Origin of the sequence: Salipiger mangrovisoli, from assembly GCF_015223355.1 — a bacterium.
Lineage (GTDB): Bacteria > Pseudomonadota > Alphaproteobacteria > Rhodobacterales > Rhodobacteraceae > Salipiger > Salipiger mangrovisoli.
The window spans coordinates 42,528-61,631 of record NZ_JADFFK010000027.1; the positions used below are offsets into that span (position 1 = coordinate 42,528).

Annotated in this window: 17 protein-coding genes; 15 read left to right on the forward strand and 2 right to left on the reverse strand. The window is 63.6% G+C overall.

Annotated elements, in window-relative coordinates; all coding sequences use genetic code 11:
• Positions 1-323: 323 nt before the first annotated feature.
• Entirely contained in the window at positions 324-1,082 is a 759-nt protein-coding gene (locus IQ782_RS25325; RefSeq protein WP_240989569.1) for a FadR/GntR family transcriptional regulator, read from the reverse strand.
• 221 nt (positions 1,083-1,303) lie between these two features.
• Between IQ782_RS25325 and IQ782_RS25330 the strand changes: the two genes are divergently transcribed.
• From IQ782_RS25330 to IQ782_RS25385, 12 genes are all read left to right on the forward strand, one after another.
• Positions 1,304-2,548 carry a branched-chain amino acid ABC transporter substrate-binding protein gene (locus IQ782_RS25330; RefSeq protein ID WP_194137458.1) on the forward strand — a complete coding sequence of 415 codons (1,245 nt, stop codon included), beginning with the start codon at positions 1,304-1,306 and terminating at the stop codon, positions 2,546-2,548.
• Positions 2,549-2,646: 98 nt separating this feature from the next.
• Positions 2,647-3,588, forward strand: a complete 942-nt coding sequence (locus IQ782_RS25335; RefSeq protein WP_194137459.1) for a branched-chain amino acid ABC transporter permease — start codon at positions 2,647-2,649, stop codon at positions 3,586-3,588.
• Positions 3,589-3,631: 43 nt separating this feature from the next.
• Complete coding sequence (locus IQ782_RS25340; protein ID WP_240989570.1) at positions 3,632-4,819, forward strand: branched-chain amino acid ABC transporter permease; 1,188 nt, start codon at positions 3,632-3,634, stop codon at positions 4,817-4,819.
• Complete coding sequence (locus IQ782_RS25345) at positions 4,816-5,568, forward strand: ABC transporter ATP-binding protein (RefSeq protein WP_194137461.1); 753 nt, start codon at positions 4,816-4,818, stop codon at positions 5,566-5,568. The genes IQ782_RS25340 and IQ782_RS25345 overlap by 4 nt, the downstream gene beginning before the upstream one ends.
• Complete coding sequence (locus IQ782_RS25350) at positions 5,565-6,278, forward strand: ABC transporter ATP-binding protein (protein ID WP_194137462.1); 714 nt, start codon at positions 5,565-5,567, stop codon at positions 6,276-6,278. Before IQ782_RS25345 ends, IQ782_RS25350 begins: the two co-directional genes overlap by 4 nt.
• Positions 6,279-6,300: 22 nt before the next feature.
• Complete coding sequence (locus IQ782_RS25355; protein ID WP_240989571.1) at positions 6,301-6,783, forward strand: VOC family protein; 483 nt, start codon at positions 6,301-6,303, stop codon at positions 6,781-6,783.
• The gene (locus tag IQ782_RS25360) at positions 6,780-7,523 is read left to right on the forward strand and encodes an SDR family NAD(P)-dependent oxidoreductase (RefSeq protein ID WP_194137463.1); all 744 of its coding nucleotides are present in this window, start codon (positions 6,780-6,782) and stop codon (positions 7,521-7,523) included. Before IQ782_RS25355 ends, IQ782_RS25360 begins: the two co-directional genes overlap by 4 nt.
• 77 nt (positions 7,524-7,600) lie before the next feature.
• Positions 7,601-8,377, forward strand: a complete 777-nt coding sequence (locus IQ782_RS25365; protein ID WP_194137464.1) for an SDR family NAD(P)-dependent oxidoreductase — start codon at positions 7,601-7,603, stop codon at positions 8,375-8,377.
• A gap of 12 nt (positions 8,378-8,389) precedes the next feature.
• Positions 8,390-10,582, forward strand: coding sequence for an alpha-ketoacid dehydrogenase subunit alpha/beta (locus tag IQ782_RS25370; protein ID WP_194137465.1), 2,193 nt, complete (start codon positions 8,390-8,392; stop codon positions 10,580-10,582).
• A gap of 11 nt (positions 10,583-10,593) precedes the next feature.
• Complete coding sequence (locus IQ782_RS25375; RefSeq protein ID WP_194137466.1) at positions 10,594-11,823, forward strand: dihydrolipoamide acetyltransferase family protein; 1,230 nt, start codon at positions 10,594-10,596, stop codon at positions 11,821-11,823.
• A gap of 35 nt (positions 11,824-11,858) precedes the next feature.
• Complete coding sequence (locus IQ782_RS25380) at positions 11,859-12,632, forward strand: shikimate dehydrogenase family protein (RefSeq protein ID WP_338092649.1); 774 nt, start codon at positions 11,859-11,861, stop codon at positions 12,630-12,632.
• Positions 12,629-14,101, forward strand: a complete 1,473-nt coding sequence (locus IQ782_RS25385) for an NAD-dependent succinate-semialdehyde dehydrogenase (protein ID WP_194137467.1) — start codon at positions 12,629-12,631, stop codon at positions 14,099-14,101. Before IQ782_RS25380 ends, IQ782_RS25385 begins: the two co-directional genes overlap by 4 nt.
• A 417-nt stretch (positions 14,102-14,518) precedes the next feature.
• On the opposite strand, the gene IQ782_RS25390 is transcribed toward IQ782_RS25385, so the two are convergent.
• Positions 14,519-15,412: a LysR family transcriptional regulator gene (locus IQ782_RS25390; protein WP_194137468.1), complete on the reverse strand. Its 894-nt coding sequence runs from the start codon at positions 15,410-15,412 to the stop codon at positions 14,519-14,521.
• Between the two features lie 125 nt (positions 15,413-15,537).
• On the opposite strand from IQ782_RS25390, the gene IQ782_RS25395 reads away from it, so the two are divergent.
• Genes IQ782_RS25395 through IQ782_RS25405 form a run of 3 tightly spaced genes read left to right on the forward strand, consistent with a single transcriptional unit; the run spans position 15,538 to position 19,058 of the window.
• Positions 15,538-17,139 carry an ABC transporter substrate-binding protein gene (locus tag IQ782_RS25395; protein ID WP_194137469.1) on the forward strand — a complete coding sequence of 534 codons (1,602 nt, stop codon included), beginning with the start codon at positions 15,538-15,540 and terminating at the stop codon, positions 17,137-17,139.
• 3 nt (positions 17,140-17,142) lie between these two features.
• Positions 17,143-18,168 (forward strand): ABC transporter permease, encoded by a 1,026-nt coding sequence (locus IQ782_RS25400; RefSeq protein ID WP_194137470.1) that lies wholly within the window; start codon positions 17,143-17,145, stop codon positions 18,166-18,168.
• Positions 18,165-19,058: an ABC transporter permease gene (locus tag IQ782_RS25405; RefSeq protein ID WP_194137471.1), complete on the forward strand. Its 894-nt coding sequence runs from the start codon at positions 18,165-18,167 to the stop codon at positions 19,056-19,058. The genes IQ782_RS25400 and IQ782_RS25405 overlap by 4 nt, the downstream gene beginning before the upstream one ends.
• The last annotated feature ends 46 nt before the right edge of the window (positions 19,059-19,104 follow it).

Genomic DNA, 19,104 nt, shown 5'->3' on the forward strand with positions numbered 1-19,104 from the left:
TGGAGGATATGTTATTGCAATCCGGGCTATATCGCTCGCCAAGCGAGTCGCGTCGTGGCGCGCGAGCACCTCGGTGGCATATGCCTGAACTCGCGCTGCTTCCGTCAAAAAAATGCAAGCCATATAACATAGTTCGACCTTATCCGTCCATTACCGCCCTCAAATGGTCAGGATAGGGGGGTGGACTCAGATCTTTCCTGTATGCATGGTCGGAGCCTGGCCAGACTCGTCACGATCGACACCGACACAAAGGTTAGAGTTGCACAGCTTGACGAACGCCAGCGGAGGATCTTCAAGGTGGCGGCTAGAAATAGGCTCGCGGGCTACGTGCCTTTTTCTGACGCAGTGTAGATCTGGATTCGCGCCGCGGCATTCGAGAGGTGTTGTTCCGCGGCGAGGCTCGCAGCCGCTTCATCGCCAAGCTCGATTGCCTGGAAAATCTTCTTGTGCTCGTCCTGAACTGCTTCCAAAAGATCTGGGCGATTAGTTCTAGTATTGATACGGGCGCGCCGGATGACGCTGCGCGCGCTTGCTTCAAGATGCTTGCTTAGAGAAATAAAATTAGGATTGTGGGTTGCTTCCACGATGGCTTGATGGAAGCGGTAGTCTTCCTCGTCGCCCAGCATGTCGTTTGCCACTGCATATTCCATGCCGATCAGCGCGCGCTTTATCGACTTCAGGTCCTCTTCGGTCCGATGCCGTGCCGCGATCCTTGTCGCCGCCGTTTCGACGGTGATGAGAAGCTCCATTGCCTGGGCGAGGGCTGTGTCATCCAGGAGAGAGAAGCTCTGTAGCCGGAAGGCATTGGTTGCGTCCTGCTGGGTCACGTAGACGCCGCTGCCCGCGCGTGCTGCTACAAGCCCTTCGGACTTCAGCTGCGAGAGTGCCTCGCGTACCACGGCGCGACTGACCGAATACATGCTGCAGAGCTCGCGCTCCGAGGGTAGTCGGTCTCCGACGCTGAGATCACCCGCTGCAATCTGCGCCTGAAGACCTCGGGCGATCTCATCCGGGAGATGGCGATTCCTTTGCGCAGATTGCGACGATGCGCTGGCCACTGCTGCAGATTCTGACTCGGTCATGTGATCCTCCTGAAGTCATTCTAGGCATCTGGTCTGACAAGTTAAAGTATTATTTTTCTGTTAAAAGTGGTGATTTTATGCCAAATGATACCGAATTTTTCTGGCTAGTATGAAATTGGTCTGCCCAGTTGTTGACTGGTAAGGCCATTCGTGCGATCACCGCTGGGTCGCGGCGCTGGGAGGCATCTGCCGCGGCTCAACAGATGTCTAGGGAGGACAGCATGGCATTTCGCTCATATGCCCGCGGCACCGCCGCGCTCGCGCTCGTGATGGCGGCCGGGACGGCTCAGGCCGAGGCGCTCAAAATCGGTCTCGTGGAAACTCTGTCGGGGCCGCAGGCGTCCACCGGCCTGCTTTATAGGGATGCGGTGCTCTACGGAATTTCCAAGATCAACGAAGCGGGTGGCTTTGGCGGTGCGCCGATCGAGGTCCTCGAGTACGACAACCAGGGTGGCCCGGTCGGGGCTGCCGACCGCGTGCGCGCCGCAATCGCAGATGGCGCGGACATTATCATCCAAGGCTCGTCCTCGGCCGTGGCTGGACAGATCACCGAAGACGTCCGCAAGAACAATCTGCGCAACGCTGGCGATGAGGTCCTTTATATCAACCTCGGAGCCGAAGCGATGGAGCTCACCGGTTCCAAGTGCCACTTCTATCATTTCCGCATGAGCCCGAACGCCGCGATCCGCGTCAACACGGTTCTCGACGGCATGAAGGAAGCCGGTGCGCTCGGCACAAATGTCTACGCCATCAACCAGAACTACTCCTGGGGCATCGATGTTCAGGACAACACAGTCGCAGCGGCAAGCGCACTCGGCTTCGAGGTCGTCGAAGAGACCCTGCACGAGGTGAACAAGATTCAGGATTTCGCGCCCTACGTCGCGCGGATCCAGCAGAGCGGTGCCGACACGGTGATCACCGGAAACTGGTCGAACGACCTGCTACTGCTCATGAAGGCCGCCAGCGGCGCGGGTCTCGACGCACGCTTCGGAACGGCCTTCCTCGATCAGCCGGGCAATATCGGAAATGCTGGCGCGGTGGCCGAGGGGCACTTTGTCTCAACGCCTTTCAACGCCGAGGTGAACGCCGAGGCCAGCAGCGCCTTCATGGAGGACTACAAGTCCAAGACGGGGCACTATCCTTCCTACGTCGAGCCCGCAGCGGTCTTCGGTATCCAGCTGCTCGGCGAAGCGCTGGCCCAGGTCGAGCCGACCGAGGATGGGGTGGATGCGACGGCCCTCGCGCTGGCGCTCGAGCAAGCCACCGTGGAAACCCCGATGGGCGTGGTTTCCATGCGTGCGGGTGACCACCAGGCTAGCCTTCCGATGGTGGTCCAGGAAGTGACCCGCGACGCGGTCTACAAGGCCGATGGCACCGAGTTCGGCTTCTCGCCGGTCAAGGTCATTTCAGCGCAGGACGCCGAGCAGCCGCTGCAGGACAGCTGCGAGATGAAACGTCCGGGCTGACCGGACCTCTCCACATCATGAACTGAAACCTGATCATGGGCGGGGCTCAAGCCCCGGCCATGAGCCCGCCTGCCATTAAAAAAGGAATGGGGCTCGTTTTGGACCAGATAATCTTCGCTTTGCTGAATGGCACGATCTACGGCCTTCTGCTCTTCATGGTGTCGGCGGGCCTGACGCTGATCTTCGGCATGATGGGCGTACTGAACTTCGCGCATGCCTCGTTTTACATGCTGGGTGCCTATTTTGCCTACACGCTGGAGCCCCTGACCGGCTTCTGGATCGCCATCATCCTGTCTCCGCTCCTGGTGGCCGGCATCGGTATCCTGGTCGAGCGCTACATCTTGCGCCACGTGCATGCGCACGGCCACGCCCACGAGTTGCTGGTGACCTTTGGTTTGTCCGTTGTGATCGCCGAGATCATCAAGATGGCCTACGGCAAGTTCGCGATCGACTATCGTGTGCCCGTCGAACTCAATTTCGCCGCCTTCTCCCTGAGCGGCATCGACTACCCGTTCTACCGGCTCTTCATGGGCGGCATCGCGCTCGCGATGTTCATCGCGATTTACCTCCTCCTGACCCGCACTCGGGTGGGGATCGTAGTGCGCTCCGCCATCTACCGCCCGCAGATGGTCGAGGCCCTCGGCCACAATGTGCCCTTGGTCTTCATGGGAGTTTTCGGCTTCGGCGCCGCGCTCGCGGGCCTGGCCGGGGCAGTCGCAGGGGCCTTCTACACGACGAACCCTAACATGGCCCTCGAACTTGGCGTGATGGTCTTCGTAGTGGTCGTTGTCGGCGGGCTCGGCTCGATGGGCGGCGCCATGGCGGCATCCCTGCTCATCGGCATCACCAACTCGCTCGCGGTCGGGAGCAACTTCATGCTGGCGGATGCGCTTGCCCTCGTCGGCCTCGGGGCTTGGGCGCAGGACATTGGTGGACTCCTGACCACCCGGTTGTCGAGCCTCGCCGCCACGATCCCCTTCTTCATCATGCTACTGGTGCTGGTTGTCCGACCCTCGGGTCTGATGGGTGAAAAGGAATAACTCGATGAAACTCGGACCAATCTCTCTCGCCGTCGTCGTCTGTTTGCTGCTGGCGATGCCTTGGCTGGTTTCCGGCTCTTTCCTGAACGCCGCCATTCAGATGCTAATCGCCGCGTTGTTTGCCATGGCGTTCGGCCTTCTCTGCGGTCGCGCGGGCATGTTGAGCTTCGGCCATGCCGCCTACTTCGGCGTCGGTGCATTTGCCGCCGTGCATGCGATGAATGCCTTCGGTGGCGAAGGGCTGCTGCCAACACCGCTGCTGCCGCTCGTCGGTGCCGGGACCGGCCTGGTCAGCGGTCTTGTCGCGGGCTATTTCTCCACCAAGCGGACCGGCGTCTACTTCGCCATGATCACCCTAGCGCTGGCAGAGTTGCTCCATGCACTCGCACCGCACATGAAGGCGATGTTCGGCGGTGAGGCTGGCGTGTCGTCCTTCCGCATGCCGGCATGGGGTTTCTCCTTCGGGTCAATCACCGAGGTCTATTTCCTGACCCTAGCATGGACCCTGCTGTCGATCGCCGCGCTCTACCTCTTTTCGAAGACGCCGCTGGGAAGCCTCGCGCTTGGGCTTCGGGAGAATGCCCACCGTCTGCGCTTCCTAGGCTACAACACCCACGCGCTCGGCACACTGATCTTCGCGGTGTCGGCCATGTTCGCCGGTATCGCGGGGGCGCTGCAGTCGCTGAACATCGAGGCCGCCAACTACGTCGTGCTGGAGTCGCACATCTCCACCGCGGTCGTGCTGAACAGCTTCATCGGCGGTGTACGGGTGTTCCTCGGACCAGCCATCGGCGGGGCGGTGATGACCTTCTTCGGCCATGTCACATCTGATCTGACGCGGGTCTGGCTGCTGTATCAGGGCATCATCTTCGTACTGGTCATGATGTTCATGCCGCGCGGCATCGTCGGCGAGATCGTCGACCGGTTTTCGGCACCAACACGCGCTGGCATCCTGCGGCTTCTGGGGGACATCTGCCTGCGGCTCGGGGCCGTCGCAGTGGCCGCGATCGGCGCAATCTTCCTGATCGAGTTCCTGCAGCGGCTTCTTTCGAACGAGTACCGGGCAAACGTAGCGGCCGCTGGCTGGCCCGACATCACCTTGTTCTCGATGGACTGGTCGCCACTCTCCATCCAGCCTTGGGGCTTTGGCCTGGGACTGATGGCGGTCGGCATCGCGCTTGTTGTTACCATCAACCGCCGCCTTGCGGCGCGCAAGGAGGCTGAGGCATGAGCGATCCGATCCTGTCCCTTCAGGACGTTCACAAGTCCTTTGGCGAAGCGCATATCATCCGTGGCGCCACGCTGAATGTCATGGCGGGCGAGCGACACGCGGTCATCGGGCCCAACGGTGCCGGCAAGTCGACACTTTTTCACCTGTGTTCTGGGCAGTTTGCTCCGAGCAAGGGAAAGATTCTGCTGCAGGGCAACAGCATCGGCGGCCTGAAACCTGCAGAGGTTAACCGCCGAGGTCTCGCCAGATCCTTCCAGATCACCAACATTTTTCCCGGTGTCTCGGTCCGCGAGAACCTGCGCCTGGCGGTGATGCGCAAGCACAACCTCCAGTTCGTCTTTTGGCGTTCCGCTGCGCGTCTGCGCGTCGTGAACGAAGAGGTCGATGAACTGCTCGAGAAGATCCGCCTTTCCGCACGGGGAAGCGATCTTGCGAGCCAGCTGTCCTACTCCGAGCAGCGATCGCTCGAGATCGGGATGACCCTGGCCTCGGACCCGAAGGTGATCCTTCTGGATGAGCCCATGGCAGGCATGTCCCACGAAGAGACGGACTATACCTCCGGGCTCATCCGGGAGATTACCCAGGGCCGGACGCTGCTGATCGTCGAGCACGACATGAGCGTGGTGTTCTCGCTGGCCCACCGCATCAGCGTGCTCGTCTACGGCGAGATCATCGCGACCGGGACACCGGACGAAATCCGCGGCAACGCCCGCGTCAAGGAAGCCTATCTCGGCGAGGAGGCGGCATGAGCAATCCCATTCTCAAGGTTGAAAACCTCAATGCACACTACGGCAAGAGCCATATCCTGCATGGAGTGAGTTTCAACGTTGCCAGAGGCGAGGTGGTGAGCCTGCTGGGGCGCAACGGATCGGGCCGGTCGACGACGCTGAAATCCATCATGGGATTGGTGCCGCCCTCAGCAGGGCGGGTGCAGCTGGACGGAGCAGAGATCGCCGGTGAGCGGAGCTTTCACATCTGCCGCCGCGGGCTTAGCTATGTCCCTGAGGAGCGTGAGATTTTCCTCAACCTGTCGGTGGACGAGAACCTTGAGATGGGCCGTCAGGCGGGACCGGCAGGCGCGACGAAGTGGGCCGTGGACCAGATGTTCACCTATTTCCCGCGCCTCAAGGAGCGCCGCAACACCCGCGCCGGCAGCCTTTCCGGGGGCGAGCAGCAGATGCTCACCATGTGCCGGTCGCTGCTCGGCAACCCGCTGGTCATGCTGATTGACGAGCCGACGGAGGGCCTTGCACCCAAGATCGTCGCGGTGGTGGGCGAGGTGATCCGGGACATCAACGAAAAGGGCGTCTCGGTCGTGCTGGTCGAGCAGAAGCTCACCATCGCGATGACTGTATCACACCGGATCTGCGTCATGGGGCATGGCCAAGTGGTTTTTGCCGGCACGCCGCAGGCACTGAACGAGCGCCCGGACGTCACCGAGGAATGGCTCGCAGTCTGACGCAGTCAGGGAGGAGAAAGAAATGAAGATGACAGCACCCCTGGAAGTGGGCCTCGTTGTTCGAGACTTGCCATTGATGATGGCATTCTATGAAGCGGCGTTCGGGCTGTCGCTGGTCGCCGATGTGACGGTGCCGGCGGGCAAGGCCAACGAGGCGGCGCTCAGTGCGCAGGCCTACCGAGTTGTCCGCATGCAGACGCCCTGGGGCGAGCGCCTGAAGTTGCTTGCGCCGGAGCGACCGCCCGAGCCATGGCCCGCGCAAAGCGACCATATCCTGGACCGTCACGATGCCAGCTACATCACCTTCATCGTCGATGACTTCGAGGCGGTGGTCGCCAGTGCGATTGCACATGGCGCGCAGGAGATGACCGGACCCGGGCGCATCGAAGTACGTCCGGGCACCTATCTGTCGTTCCTGCGCGATCCCGAGGGCCACATCGTCGAGGTCGTGCAATACGCGCATATCGCGGCCTATCGCGACGATCTGGCGGAGTCGCTGCAATGATCTTCGACTTCTCTGGCCGCTGCATTGTCCTCACCGGCGCCAACGGCGGCATTGGGCGAGCGGTGGCCGACCTGTTTTGCGATGCTGGGGCTGACCTCGTGCTGGCGGATCTAGATGGTGCGGCTCTAGACGCCTTTGCGGAAGACCTGCGTGCGCGGGGTCGGTCGGGCAGGATCGCCAGCCTCGCGGTGGACACGGCAAATCCCGAGGACGCCGACCGCATCGTTCAGACCGCAGCAGATATCGGTGGCATCGATTTCCTCGTGCCGTCCGCCGGAATTTACCTAGCCGAGCCCTTCGCCGAGATGAGCGATGCGCAGTGGCGGCGCACACTTTCGATCAACCTCGATGGTGTCTTCTACCTTACCCGCCGGGCCGTGCCCTTCTTCAGGCCGGACTCCTCGGTCGTCTTTCTCGGGTCGCTTGCGGCTATGCGCGGGGCGGTGGCCAACGCGCATTATGCCGCAACAAAGGGGGCGATGATCTCGATGGGCCGGTCGCTTGCGAAGGAGTTGGCCCCGGACACCCGCGTGAACACGGTGGCGCCCGGCGTCATCGATACTCCGATGACCCAGCAACTAATTGCAACGCGCGGCGACGAGACCCTGCGCCAGACACCGCTGGCGCGGCTTGGGAAAGCCTCGGAGATCGCATCGGTCATCGGTTTTCTCTGTAGCCCTGCGGCCAGTTTCGTGACTGGCGAAACGATCCAGGTGAATGGCGGGGTCCACATGGCCTGACGGCCCGCCGCCTTAATTCACACCCCCCTATTTCCGACCCGCGCGGCAACGTAGCGGGACCTTTCGAGGAGCCCAGAATGCAACCTCACTTCGATTTCACCGGCCAGACGGCCCTGGTCACCGGCGCCGCCGCCGGGCTCGGCCTTGCGATGGCCGAGGCGCTTGCCGCGGCCGGGGCGCGGGTCGTGCTGTTCGACCTCGACCGGTCGGGGCTCGACACCGCGACCGCGCGACTGAATGTCCTGCACGCGGAAAGTGCTGTGCCGGTGCAGGGGTCGATCACCGATGCTGACGCTGTAGCCGAGGTCTGTGAGCTCGCCTGCGGCCTTACCGGCCGGCTCGACGTGGTCATGAACAACGCTGGCGTGTCGGGAAACTCGCCAAGCCTTGATCTGACCGAGGACAAGTGGCGCCGTACGCTCGACATCAACCTCACCGGTGCTTTCCTGGTGGCACAGGCCGCCGGGCGGGTCATGGCCGAAACGGGCGGCGGCAGCATCGTGAACACCGCTTCCATGTACGGTGTCGTGGCGGCCCCGGCACGGGCCGCCTACTGCGCCTCCAAGGCGGGAGTCGTAGCGCTGACCAAGGTGCTCGCTATCGAATGGGCCTCTCTGGGCATCCGCGTCAATGCGATCGGGCCTGGCTATGTGCGGACAGCGCTGACCGAAAGCCTGGCGGCGGAAGGCCGCCTCGATCTCGATGCAATTCTCAATCGCGTGCCCTCCGGCCGGTTGGGCCGACCCGAGGAGATCGCCAGCGCGGCCCTTTTCCTTGCCTCGCCGGCCTCCGGCTACGTCACCGGCCAGACGCTCGTCGCCGATGGCGGCTGGTCTTCCTACACCTATCTGTAAAGGACGTCTTTCATGCCGAATTACTCCGATCTTACGCCGAAAGCGTTCTGGAAAGAGATCGCGGCGACCCCAGATGAGCGTTCCGCGCTTGATCCGACGCTCGGCCGAACCATGCTCGCGCAGCTCCACCTTGTGCGCGCTTTCGAGGAGAAGGTCCTCGATTTGGCGGGGCAGGGGCTGGTGCACGGGCCGGCGCATTCCGCGATCGGGCAGGAGGGTGGCGCCGTCGGCTCTGTGCTGGCGATGAGGGGCTCGGACCAGGTCAACGGCTCGCACCGGGCCCATCACCAGTTCCTCGCCAAGACCCTGTCCTACGTGGCGCCCGACGGGATCAATCCCGAAGCGGCCTTCGGTGACCAGATTCGACGCCTCTCGAAGCGCACGCTCTCGGAGATCCTCGGACTGTCAGATGGCTTCTGCAAAGGGAGGGGCGGCTCGATGCACCTTCGCTGGGCGGAGTCGGGCAACCTTGGAACTAACGCCATTGTCGGCGGCGGCGTCCCCATGGCTGCAGGAGCGGCATGGGCGCACAAGAAGGCCGGAACAGGCGACGTGGTCTACACCTACTTCGGAGACGGGGCGATCAACATAGGTTCTGTCCTCGAGACGATGAACATCGCGGCGGCATGGAAACTCCCGCTGTGCTTCTTTGTCGAGAACAACCGGTATGCGGTGTCTACGAACATCGAGGAGGTGACCGCCGAGGTGCGCCTGTCTGCGCGTGGACTGGCGTTCGGAATACCCTCTCTCAAGGTCGATGGCATGGATACGGTGTCGGTCTATCTTGCGGCGCAGGAGGCGAACGAAATCATGCGCCGCGGCGACGGGCCGGTGATCATCGAGGCGGATGTCTACCGCTACTTCCACCAGAACGGCGCGATGCCGGGATCGGCCTTTGGGTACCGTTCCAAGGAGGAGGAGCAGGAATGGCGCGGGCGAGATCCGCTCGACGCGCTTGCGCAGGGTCTCGAAGAACGGCAGGTGATCGGGTCGCAGGCGGTCGAGGAACTGCGGGCGCGTTCGGTCGAGATGATGGAGAGCATCGCCGGCGAACTCATCGAGGAAGTCGATGGCAAGCGGCGCATCATTCCCGCTCTCTGGCCCGAGGAGGATTTCCGGGACTTCGGGCTGCGCGGCGATCTTTCCGAGTTCGAGGGCGTGCGTTTCGAGGAAGAGCAAAGCTTCGACGGGGTGCTAAAGGACAATGTGAAATTCATCGATGTCGTGGCCGACGTCATGGCCCGCAGGATGTCGGAAGATGAACGTGTCGTGGTCATGGGGGAAGACGTACACCGCCTGAAGGGCGGCACCAACGGCGCGACCCGCGGGCTGTCGAGCCAGTTCCCCGACCGCTGCCTCGGTACGCCGATCTCCGAGAATGCCTTCACCGGGATCGCCGGGGGTATGGCCGCCGATGGCCGCGTGCGCCCGGTCATCGAGTTCATGTATCCCGATTTCATGTGGGTTGCCGCGGACCAGGTGTTCAACCAGATCGGCAAGGCCCGCCACATGTTCGGCGGCGACAGCTCGATGCCGGTCGTCCTGCGTACCAAGATCGCTATGGGAACGGGCTACGGCTCGCAGCACTCGATGGATCCCGCGGGTCTTTTCGCGACGGCCCCGGGATGGCGCATCGTCGCGCCCTCGACCCCCTTCGACTACATCGGCTTGATGAACTCGGCCCTGTTGTGCGACGACCCGGTTCTGGTGATCGAACATGTCGACCTCTATGCCTCCAAGGGCACGGCCCCGGCAGAGGATCTCGATTACTGCATCCCGCTGGGGAAGGCGCGGCTGGTGCGGGAGGGCCAACGGGCGACTATCTTGACCTATCTGGCCATGGTCGAAAAGACCCGCGAGGCAGTCGAACGGTTGGAAATCGACGCCGAGGTGATCGACCTGCGCAGCCTCGACCGCGCGGGCATCGACTGGGAGATGATCGAGGCATCCATCGAGAAAACCGGGAACGCGCTCATCGTCGAGCAGGGGGCGTCAGGCACATCCTATGGCGGCTGGCTGGCCGATGAAATCCAGCGCCGGTGCTTCGACGCGCTCGATCAACCGGTGAAGCGGGTCCACGGCGCAGAGGCCTCGCCCAGCATCTCCAAAGTTCTCGAAGCAGCGGCCTGTGCCCGGCCGCAAGATATCGAAGCCGCGCTGCGCGAACTGATGGCCGATCAGGGCCTGCCGCTGGCGGCCGAATAAGGAGGATAGAAATGCCCAAGGATATCACGCTGCCGTCCTTGTCGGCCGGCATGGAAGACGGGCTGATCGCCCGCTGGCTGGTCAACGAAGGGGACGTGGTCGCGAAGGGCGACCTGCTCGCCGAGATCGAGACCGACAAGGCGACGATGGAACTCGAAGCCGATGGCGAAGGCAGGGTCGGCAAGATCCTCGTCGGAGAGGGTGACCGGGCTGATGTGAACCAGGTGATCCTAGTGCTTCTCGGTGAGGGTGAGGATGCCGCGTCGATTGTGACCCAGACGACCGTAGAGGCGTCCGCACAACCGGCCCCTGATGTGCCCGCTGCGGTGGACCCGGCGCCGCCTGCGAAGAACGGCAGCAAGATCAAGGCCTCACCGCTCGCCCGCCGTCTGGCGGACATGAAGGGCATCCCGCTGGAAGGCCTTGCTGGCTCGGGTCCGCAGGGTCGGATCGTCCGGGTCGATGTGCTGCGAGCGGCGGAGCAGCCGGTGCCGGCTGCGGCGGCTGTTCCGGGTGTGCTTGAATCCCCGGCACCGGCCATCCCCCCGGGTATCGGCACCTACGAGGAAATACCGCACAGCGGCATGCGGCGCACAATCGCAAGACGGCTCGTGGAATCGAAGACCACCGTCCCGCACTTCTATCTAGAGGCGGATTGCGATCTCGAGGCGTTGCTGACTCTCAGGGAACAAGTGAACGCCGATCGAGCGCGGGAAGACAGGATCTCGGTTAACGACTTCATCATCAAGGCGGTTGCCCATGCGATGGCGAAGGTGCCGGGCGTCAACGCCATCTGGACGGAAGAGGCAGTACTGAAGCTCAATTCCATCGACATTTCGGTTGCCGTCGCGACGGAGGGCGGGTTGATCACCCCGGTGGTGCGCGGGGCGGACCGGCTGAGCCTTGGCTCCGTGTCGTCGGAGATGAAGGCCCTTGTCGCAAAAGCGCGAGATGGCAAGCTGAAGCCAGAAGAGTATCAGGGCGGTGGCTTCTCGATTTCCAACCTTGGAATGTTCGGCGTCAAGAAGTTCTCGGCGATCATCAACCCTCCGCAAAGCTGCATTCTCGCTGTCGGTGCGGCGGAACGGCGTCCAGTCGGTCGCGGCGATCAGATCGTGTTGGCGCCGGTGATGAGCGTAACACTTTCGGTGGATCACCGAAGCGTGGACGGCGCGCTCGGGGCCGAATGGCTCGCCGCTTTCAAGTCGGCGATCGAAGCGCCGATGTCGCTGCTGGTGTGAGGTCGGGAATGATTTCAGGACATACAAAAACCTTGGTGATCCTTGCTGATCCGGTGGCTCATGTCCGCACGCCGGAGGCGCTGAACGCGCGCATGTCGGAGGCGGGCATTGACGCCGTGATGGTGCCGGCAGAGGTCGCGCCCGGCGACCTTGCGGCGACCGTGGAGGGACTCCGCTCGATCCGCAATCTGGCCGGACTGGTGGTCACCGTGCCGCACAAGACGGCGATGCCTGCCCTCTGCGACAGCCTGTCCCAGAGGGCAGAAATTGCGTCGAGCGTGAATGTCGTGCGGCGCGGTGCTGACGGGCGATTGCACGGGGACCTGCTGGACGGCGAAGGCTTCATGCGCGGGCTCTCCTCAACAGGGACCGAGATTTCTGGAAAGCGGATCTTTCTTGCCGGCGCCGGTGGGGCGGCAAGCGCCATCGCCTTTTCGCTCGCGGCGCGCGGACCGGCCTGTCTCACCGTCGCCAACCGTTCCCGCGCCAAGGCGCAGGACCTGGTGACCCGCCTCACGCGCGCCTTCCCCGGCCTCGAGGCTGCTGTCGGCGACGGACCGACCGGCCACGACTTGGCGATTAACGGCACGTCGCTTGGGCTGAAGCCCGAGGACCCGTTGCCGTTCGAGCCCGCAGAGCTGCTCGCAGGGGCGACCGTTGCCGAGGTGATCATGCAGCCCGAAACGACTGCGCTGCTTGACCGCGCGCAGGAACTCGGCCTCGGGACGCACGCCGGACGACATATGCTCGACGGCCAGCTCGCCGAGATGATGGACTTTCTTCTGACCTCCGGAGACCCCCAGATATGAAACGGATTTGCCTTGCGAGCCTGCGCGCCTCCGGACTCCTTCGCGACGCCAACCTCGTGGCCGGGGAGTGGATCGAGACCGATCCTGCGAACGGCATTGCCGTTCACGATCCCGCCGACGGTGCGCTGATCGGCTATGTTCCCAACCTTGGGCGGACCGACACGCAGCGGGCAATCTCTGCCGCGGAGGCGGCGCAGAAGGACTGGGCCCGGCGCACCGCTAAGGACCGTTCGACCCTGCTCCGGGTGTGGTTCGAGCTGATGCTGGAGCATCGCGAGACGCTCGCCAACATCCTGACGCTTGAACAGGGCAAGCCGCTGCCCGAGGCGGCGGGAGAGATCACATACGGCGCGAGCTTCATCGAATGGTTCGCCGAGGAGGCGCGCCGCATCTACGGCGAGACCATTCCGGGGCACCAGCCAGACAAGCGCCTGATGGTCATGAAGCAGCCCATCGGCGTGGTCGGCGCGATTACCCCGTGGAACTTCCCGAACGCGATGATCACCCGTAAGGCCGGGCCGGCTTTTGCCGCAGGCTGCGCCATGGTCCTCAAGCCGGCGTCACAGACGCCTTACTCCGCCATTGCGCTTGCGGTCCTAGCGGAGCGGGCGGGGCTGCCATCGGGCCTGTTTAGCGTCATTACCGGATCCGCTTCGCAGATCGGCGTCGAACTCACCTCCAACCCGTTCGTGCGCAAGATCACCTTCACCGGTTCCACCGAGGTTGGCGCGCAGCTTTACGCGCAATCCGCCCCGTCGATCAAGAAACTGGGCCTCGAACTTGGCGGCAATGCGCCTTTCATCGTTTTCGATGACGCCGATCTAGACGCCGCTGTTGAGGGCGCGCTGATCGCGAAGTTCCGCAACAACGGCCAGACCTGCGTGTGCGCCAACCGGATTTACGTTCAGGAGGCGGTCTACGAGGACTTCGCGAAGAAGCTTGCCAAGGCGGTGGCCGGTCTTCGCACCGGCAATGGTTTCGAGGCCGGGGTCGAGCTTGGCCCGCTGATCGATGCGGCCGCTGTGGCGAAGGTCGAGCAGCATGTAGCCGATGCGAAAGCGCACGGCGCGCGCGTTCTCACCGGCGGGGCGCGCCACCCCCTTGGGGGCACCTTCTACGAGCCGACCGTCATAGCCAATGCGACCGCCGACATGGCGGTAGCGCGGGAAGAGACCTTCGGTCCCCTGGCGCCGCTGTTCCGTTTCAAAGAGGAAGCCGAGGCCATTGCGGCGGCAAATGCCACCGACTTCGGGCTCGCCTCCTATTTCTACGCGCGCGACGTCGCCCGGATATTCCGTGTCTCTGAGGCCTTGGAATACGGAATGGTAGGGGTGAATACCGGCCTGATCTCGACTGCGGAGGCACCTTTCGGCGGGGTCAAGATGTCCGGTCTCGGTCGTGAGGGCTCGCATCACGGGCTCGATGACTTTCTCGAGCTCAAGTACGTCTGCCTCGGAGGTATCCAGTGATGACCGGGGCAAACTATGGCGAGATCGTGGTTGACGCGAGCCCCGGTAGATAGGTCACGGCAATCCGTGTGGTAAAGTTTGCTAGACGCGTCGCGTCGTGGAGCGCGAGCACCTCGGTAGCATTTGCCCGGACTCGGGCTGCTTACTGCAATAAGCAACCGCAATAAATAACATAATTATCCTTATGCGAAACAATGTATGTAGCGGGTGCGCGCTACCCTCAAGTGCGACTCCCATTAGAAAAAATCGTTATCTAATGGCGCGGCCGTGCATCGGAAATGCCAGTAGTCAGCGCGCCCGCCAGCGCAAGCTGATCCGGCATCCGCAGCTTCGAGATCAGGTCATCGAGCGGATCAAGAACGGCCCCCTCCCGGCAGCATGCTGCGCATGCGCCGGCCGGTCGACGGGACACCTGAGTCATTCCCTGTGCAGCGCGGCGGCGAGCTGCATCGCAAAGCGGGCCGAGGCGACCGGCAGCGTCCGGCCGCGCAGTTGGCCCAGGATGAGGCTGCCGGGGGAGACATCCTTTTTCGAGATCGGCCGGAAGGCAAGACGCCCGTCCAGCGGCGCCTGAAGTCCGATTGGGATCTGGAAGCCGATGGCGCGCTCGTGCAGGACGTAGTGCCGGATGAGCTCGAAACTCTCGGTCTCGAGGATCGGGCTCAAGCTCCTGCCGAGCCGGCGCGCGGCGAATTCCAGGAGGTGCCGCACCCCGTATTTGGCGTCAGGCGCCACGCTCGGCGCGTCGAGGCATTCCCAGAGACGCAACTCCTTGCGTGCCGCCAAGGGGTCGTCGCTCCTTAGGATGGCATGAACCTGCTGCGGCACCAGTTCCAGCACTTCGAAATCGACGAGGTATACCGGCTCGAACACCAGGGCAATGTCGGAGGCATAGCTTGCCAGTTCCTGCTCGGCCTGCGCCCGGTCGCGCACCTTGACGGTGAAGGTGACGCCCGGATGCTCCGCCCGGTATTTGGCGATCTGCTCGGGCAGGAAATAGGGCAGCAGCGCCTGCGAGCAGGCGATCCGGACATGCCCGCGCCGCTCTCCCGAGAGATCGGCGACCTGGCTCTGTACCCGTGAAAAATCCGACTTGGACATGCGGTAGTGGTGCAGCACCATCTCGCCCGCCGGGTTCAGTCGCACGCCGCCGGGAATGCGCTCGAAGATGGGCGAGCCGAACTCCGCCTCGAAGCCGCGGATGCGCCGGTTCAGCGCCGAGGCCGTGAGGTTCATGTCCTCGGCCGCCTTGCGCATCGATCCCGATCTGGCGACGGCCTCAATCAGGGCAAAGGTCTGAAAATGCTTCATTTTTTCACACATTTTATGCGGTGCAAAAAATGCACCGTACCTGTGAAATCATAGCACTTTGCGCAACACGGCAGATACACCAACCTAACCGGGACATTGGCATCTCAGCAGGAAGAGCCCCCGAAATGAGCACAACACGTCGAAATTTCCTGAAGACTGGCGCCGCAATCACGGCCATGCCCTTCATTCACGCGCTGCCCGCCGCCGCCGGTGCGGGCGACACGCTGGTCGCGGTCACCGCGCAGACGATCAACTCGCTGGACCTGCACCGCACCGGGACCAACCGCGCCAGCTACGCAGTTGCGATCAACTGCTACGACCGGCTGGTCACTTTCGGCACCAAGGAAGCGCCGGGCGGGGGCCTCAGCTACGATTACGCGACCCTCGAGCCCGAGCTGGCCGAAAGCTGGACGATCTCGGACGACGGTATGACCATCACCTTCACACTCAAGGAGGCATCCTTCCAGGACGGCAGCCCGGTGACCGCAGAGGACGTGAAGTGGTCGTTTGACCGCGCGGTGACGGTCGGCGGCTTCCCGACGGTGCAGATGAAAGCCGGCGGGCTGGAGCGCCCTGAGCAGTTCGAGGCGGTGGATGCGAAGACCTTTGTGGTCAAGCTCGACCGCCCGTCGAAACTGTCGCTGCCGGACCTTGCCGTGCCGGTGCCCTTCATCATCAACGCGACCCTAGCAAAGGCGAACGCCACGGCGGACGACCCCTGGGCGATGGAATACCTGCACAAGAACACCATCGGCTCGGGCGCCTACAAGGTGACCCGCTGGGACCCCGGCCAGCAGGTTGTCTACGAGCGGAACGAGGCCTGGGTCGGCGGTCCTGTACCCTCCTACGCCCGCGTCATCATGCGCGAGGTGCCCTCGGCGGCGACCCAGCGCGCGCTGGTTGAACGCGGCGACGTGCAGGTGGCCTTCGACATCCCCGACAAGGATGCGGCAGAATTGGCCGAGAAGCTGACGGTCTATTCCACGCCCGTCGAGAACTGCATCCACGCGCTTTGCCTCAACACCAATTTCGAGCCCTTCCAGGACGCGAACGTGCGCAAGGCCATCGCTGCCATCGTGCCCTACGAGGCGATCTTCAAGGCCGCCGCCTATGGTCGCGGCGCGCCGCTCTGGGGCGGCTCGGCCGAGATCACCGACACCGCCTGGCCGCGCAAGTCGCCCTATGACACCGACCTCGCCACGGCACAGGAGTTCATGGCGGCCTCGGCCTACCCGGACGGCTTCGAGACCACGCTGTCGATTTCCACCGACCTCGCCTCTTGGATGGAACCCGCCGCTTTGCTGATCCAGGAGGCGGTCGCCAAGATCGGCATCACTGTCCAGCTCGACAAGATTCCCGGCGCCAACTGGCGCACCGCTGCGCTGGTCGAGAAGCGGCTGCCGATGCATCTCGAGAATTTCGGCGGCTGGCTCAACACGCCCGACTACTACTTCTTCTGGGCCTACCAGAAAGATCACCTGTTCAACTCGTCGAACTACTTTAACGAGGAGGTCGAGCAGCTCACCAACGAGACGCTGCATATGGCGATGGACGACCCCGAGTATGCGCCGAAGATCAAGCGCATGTTCGAGATCGCCTTCGAGGACCTGCCGCGCATCCCGCTCTACCAGCCAGCGCTGAACGTCGCGGTGAACGGCGCCTCGGGCTACGAGTTCTGGTTCCACCGCCAGCTCGACATCCGCAGCCTTAGCCCCGCGAGCGCCTGAGCCATGGGTGCGCGCGGCACGGCCATCGGACTTCGCATCGCCCAGGCCATCCCGGTGCTCTTCGGGGTGATCGTGATCTCCTTTCTGCTCACGCGCGCCCTGCCGGGCGACCCGGCGGCGCAGTTCGCCGGGGCCATGGCCACCGAGGAGTCGATCGAGCAGGTCCGCACCTCGCTCGGCCTCGACAAGCCGCTGGTGACGCAGTTCGGGCTCTATCTCGGGCAGCTCGCGCGCGGTGATCTCGGCCAGTCGGTCTCGACCGGCCAGCCGGTGATCGAGGAGCTAGCGAGCCGCCTGCCCGCCTCGCTGGAACTGACGCTCTTTGCGCTGATCCTCTCCTGCGCCGTCGCGATCCCGCTTGGCGTGCTGGCGGCGACCCGACCCGGCAGCTGGGTCGACCAGCTCTGCCGCCTGCTGGTCACCGCCGGGGTCAGCCTACCGACCTTCTTCACCGGCATCGTGCTGGTCTATGTCTTCTACTACCTGCTCGGCATCGCACCTTCGCCGCTCGGACGGCTCGACTTCATCTACCTCGACCCACCGCATGTCACCGGCTTCTTCCTGATAGACGCGGCCCTCGCCGGCGATTGGGAGACCTGGTTCGGCGCGCTCAAGCAGCTGATCCTGCCGGGGCTGACGCTGGCGCTCTTCACTCTCGCCCCGATCGCCCGGATGACCCGCGCGGCCATGCTCTCGGCGCTCTCGGCCGACTACGTGCGCACCGCCCGCGCGGCGGGGCTCGCGCCGCGCAAGGTGCTCTACGGCTACGCCTTCCGCAACGCGCTGCTGCCGGTGGTCACCACGCTCGGCATGGTCTTCTCCTTCGTGCTTGGTGCCAACGTGCTGGTCGAAAAGGTCTTTGCCTGGCCCGGCATCGGCTCCTACGCGGTCGAGGCACTGGTGGTCTCGGATTACGCCGCGGTGCAGGGCTTCGTGCTGTCGATGGCGCTGCTCTTCGTGCTGCTCAACCTCATCATCGATCTCGCCTATTCGGTGATCGATCCGCGCTTCGGGACTTCTGCCAAATGACCGACGTGACAGTGGAAAATGCAACGCCCGCCCGGGCCAAGAAAGGCTCCGGCACCCTGCGCCACATCCTCTGGGTGCTGCGCGAGAACCCGGTCACCGGCCTGTCGTTCGCGATGTTCGCCGGGCTGCTGATCTCGGCCCTCATCGGCCCCTCGATCGTGCCCTACGATCCGCTGGCCACCGACGCCAGCGCGACGCTCCAGCCCCCCTCGGCCGCACATTGGTTCGGCACCGACAACCTCGGGCGCGACGTGTTTAGCCGGGTCATCGTGGCGACGCGGCTCGACCTGGTGATCTCGGTCGCGGCGGTGGCGCTGAGCTTCGTCTTCGGCTCGGTCCTAGGGGCCATCGCCGGCTATCGCGGCGGCTGGATCGACACGGTGCTGAGCCGGGTGCTCGATACGATCATGGCCTTCCCGCTCTTCGTGCTGGCGATGGGCATCGTCGCCGCGCTCGGCAACTCGGTGGCCAACATCATCTACGCGACGGCGATCATCAACATTCCCTTCTACGCGCGCCTGGTGCGGGCCGAAGTGAACATCCGCCGCGACGCTGGCTTCACCCAGGCCGCCAAGCTCGCCGGGAACTCCGACACGAGGGTTCTGGCGCTGCACATCTTCCCCAACGCCCTGCCGCCGATGATGGTGCAGGTCTCGCTCAACCTCGGCTGGGCGATCCTCAACGCCGCGGGCCTGTCGTTCATCGGTCTCGGGGTACGCCCGCCGACCCCGGAATGGGGGATCATGGTGGCCGAGGGGGCGAACTACATCGTCTCGGGCGAATGGTGGCTCGCGCTCTTCCCGGGCCTGTGGCTGATGCTCGCTGTCTTCACCTTCAACCTGATGGGCGACGGGCTGCGCGACATCGTCGACCCTCGCCGCCGAAGCTGACCCGCGCCGCCGCCATTCATCTTTCCCGAAATACTCCGGGGGTGCT

Excerpts from the sequence above, each read along its gene's own strand:
- IQ782_RS25405 (WP_194137471.1), top strand. The coding sequence starts at position 18,165 with ATGACCGACGTGACAGTGGAAAATGCAACGCCCGCCCGGGCCAAGAAA.
- IQ782_RS25395 (WP_194137469.1), top strand. The coding sequence starts at position 15,538 with ATGAGCACAACACGTCGAAATTTCCTGAAGACTGGCGCCGCAATCACG.
- IQ782_RS25370 (WP_194137465.1), top strand. The coding sequence starts at position 8,390 with ATGCCGAATTACTCCGATCTTACGCCGAAAGCGTTCTGGAAAGAGATC.
- IQ782_RS25360 (WP_194137463.1), top strand. The coding sequence starts at position 6,780 with ATGATCTTCGACTTCTCTGGCCGCTGCATTGTCCTCACCGGCGCCAAC.
- IQ782_RS25400 (WP_194137470.1), top strand. The coding sequence starts at position 17,143 with ATGGGTGCGCGCGGCACGGCCATCGGACTTCGCATCGCCCAGGCCATC.
- IQ782_RS25355 (WP_240989571.1), top strand. The coding sequence starts at position 6,301 with ATGAAGATGACAGCACCCCTGGAAGTGGGCCTCGTTGTTCGAGACTTG.
- IQ782_RS25390 (WP_194137468.1), bottom strand. The coding sequence starts at position 15,412 with ATGAAGCATTTTCAGACCTTTGCCCTGATTGAGGCCGTCGCCAGATCG.
- IQ782_RS25325 (WP_240989569.1), bottom strand. The coding sequence starts at position 1,082 with ATGACCGAGTCAGAATCTGCAGCAGTGGCCAGCGCATCGTCGCAATCT.
- IQ782_RS25345 (WP_194137461.1), top strand. The coding sequence starts at position 4,816 with ATGAGCGATCCGATCCTGTCCCTTCAGGACGTTCACAAGTCCTTTGGC.
- IQ782_RS25330 (WP_194137458.1), top strand. The coding sequence starts at position 1,304 with ATGGCATTTCGCTCATATGCCCGCGGCACCGCCGCGCTCGCGCTCGTG.
- IQ782_RS25385 (WP_194137467.1), top strand. The coding sequence starts at position 12,629 with ATGAAACGGATTTGCCTTGCGAGCCTGCGCGCCTCCGGACTCCTTCGC.
- IQ782_RS25375 (WP_194137466.1), top strand. The coding sequence starts at position 10,594 with ATGCCCAAGGATATCACGCTGCCGTCCTTGTCGGCCGGCATGGAAGAC.
- IQ782_RS25350 (WP_194137462.1), top strand. The coding sequence starts at position 5,565 with ATGAGCAATCCCATTCTCAAGGTTGAAAACCTCAATGCACACTACGGC.
- IQ782_RS25365 (WP_194137464.1), top strand. The coding sequence starts at position 7,601 with ATGCAACCTCACTTCGATTTCACCGGCCAGACGGCCCTGGTCACCGGC.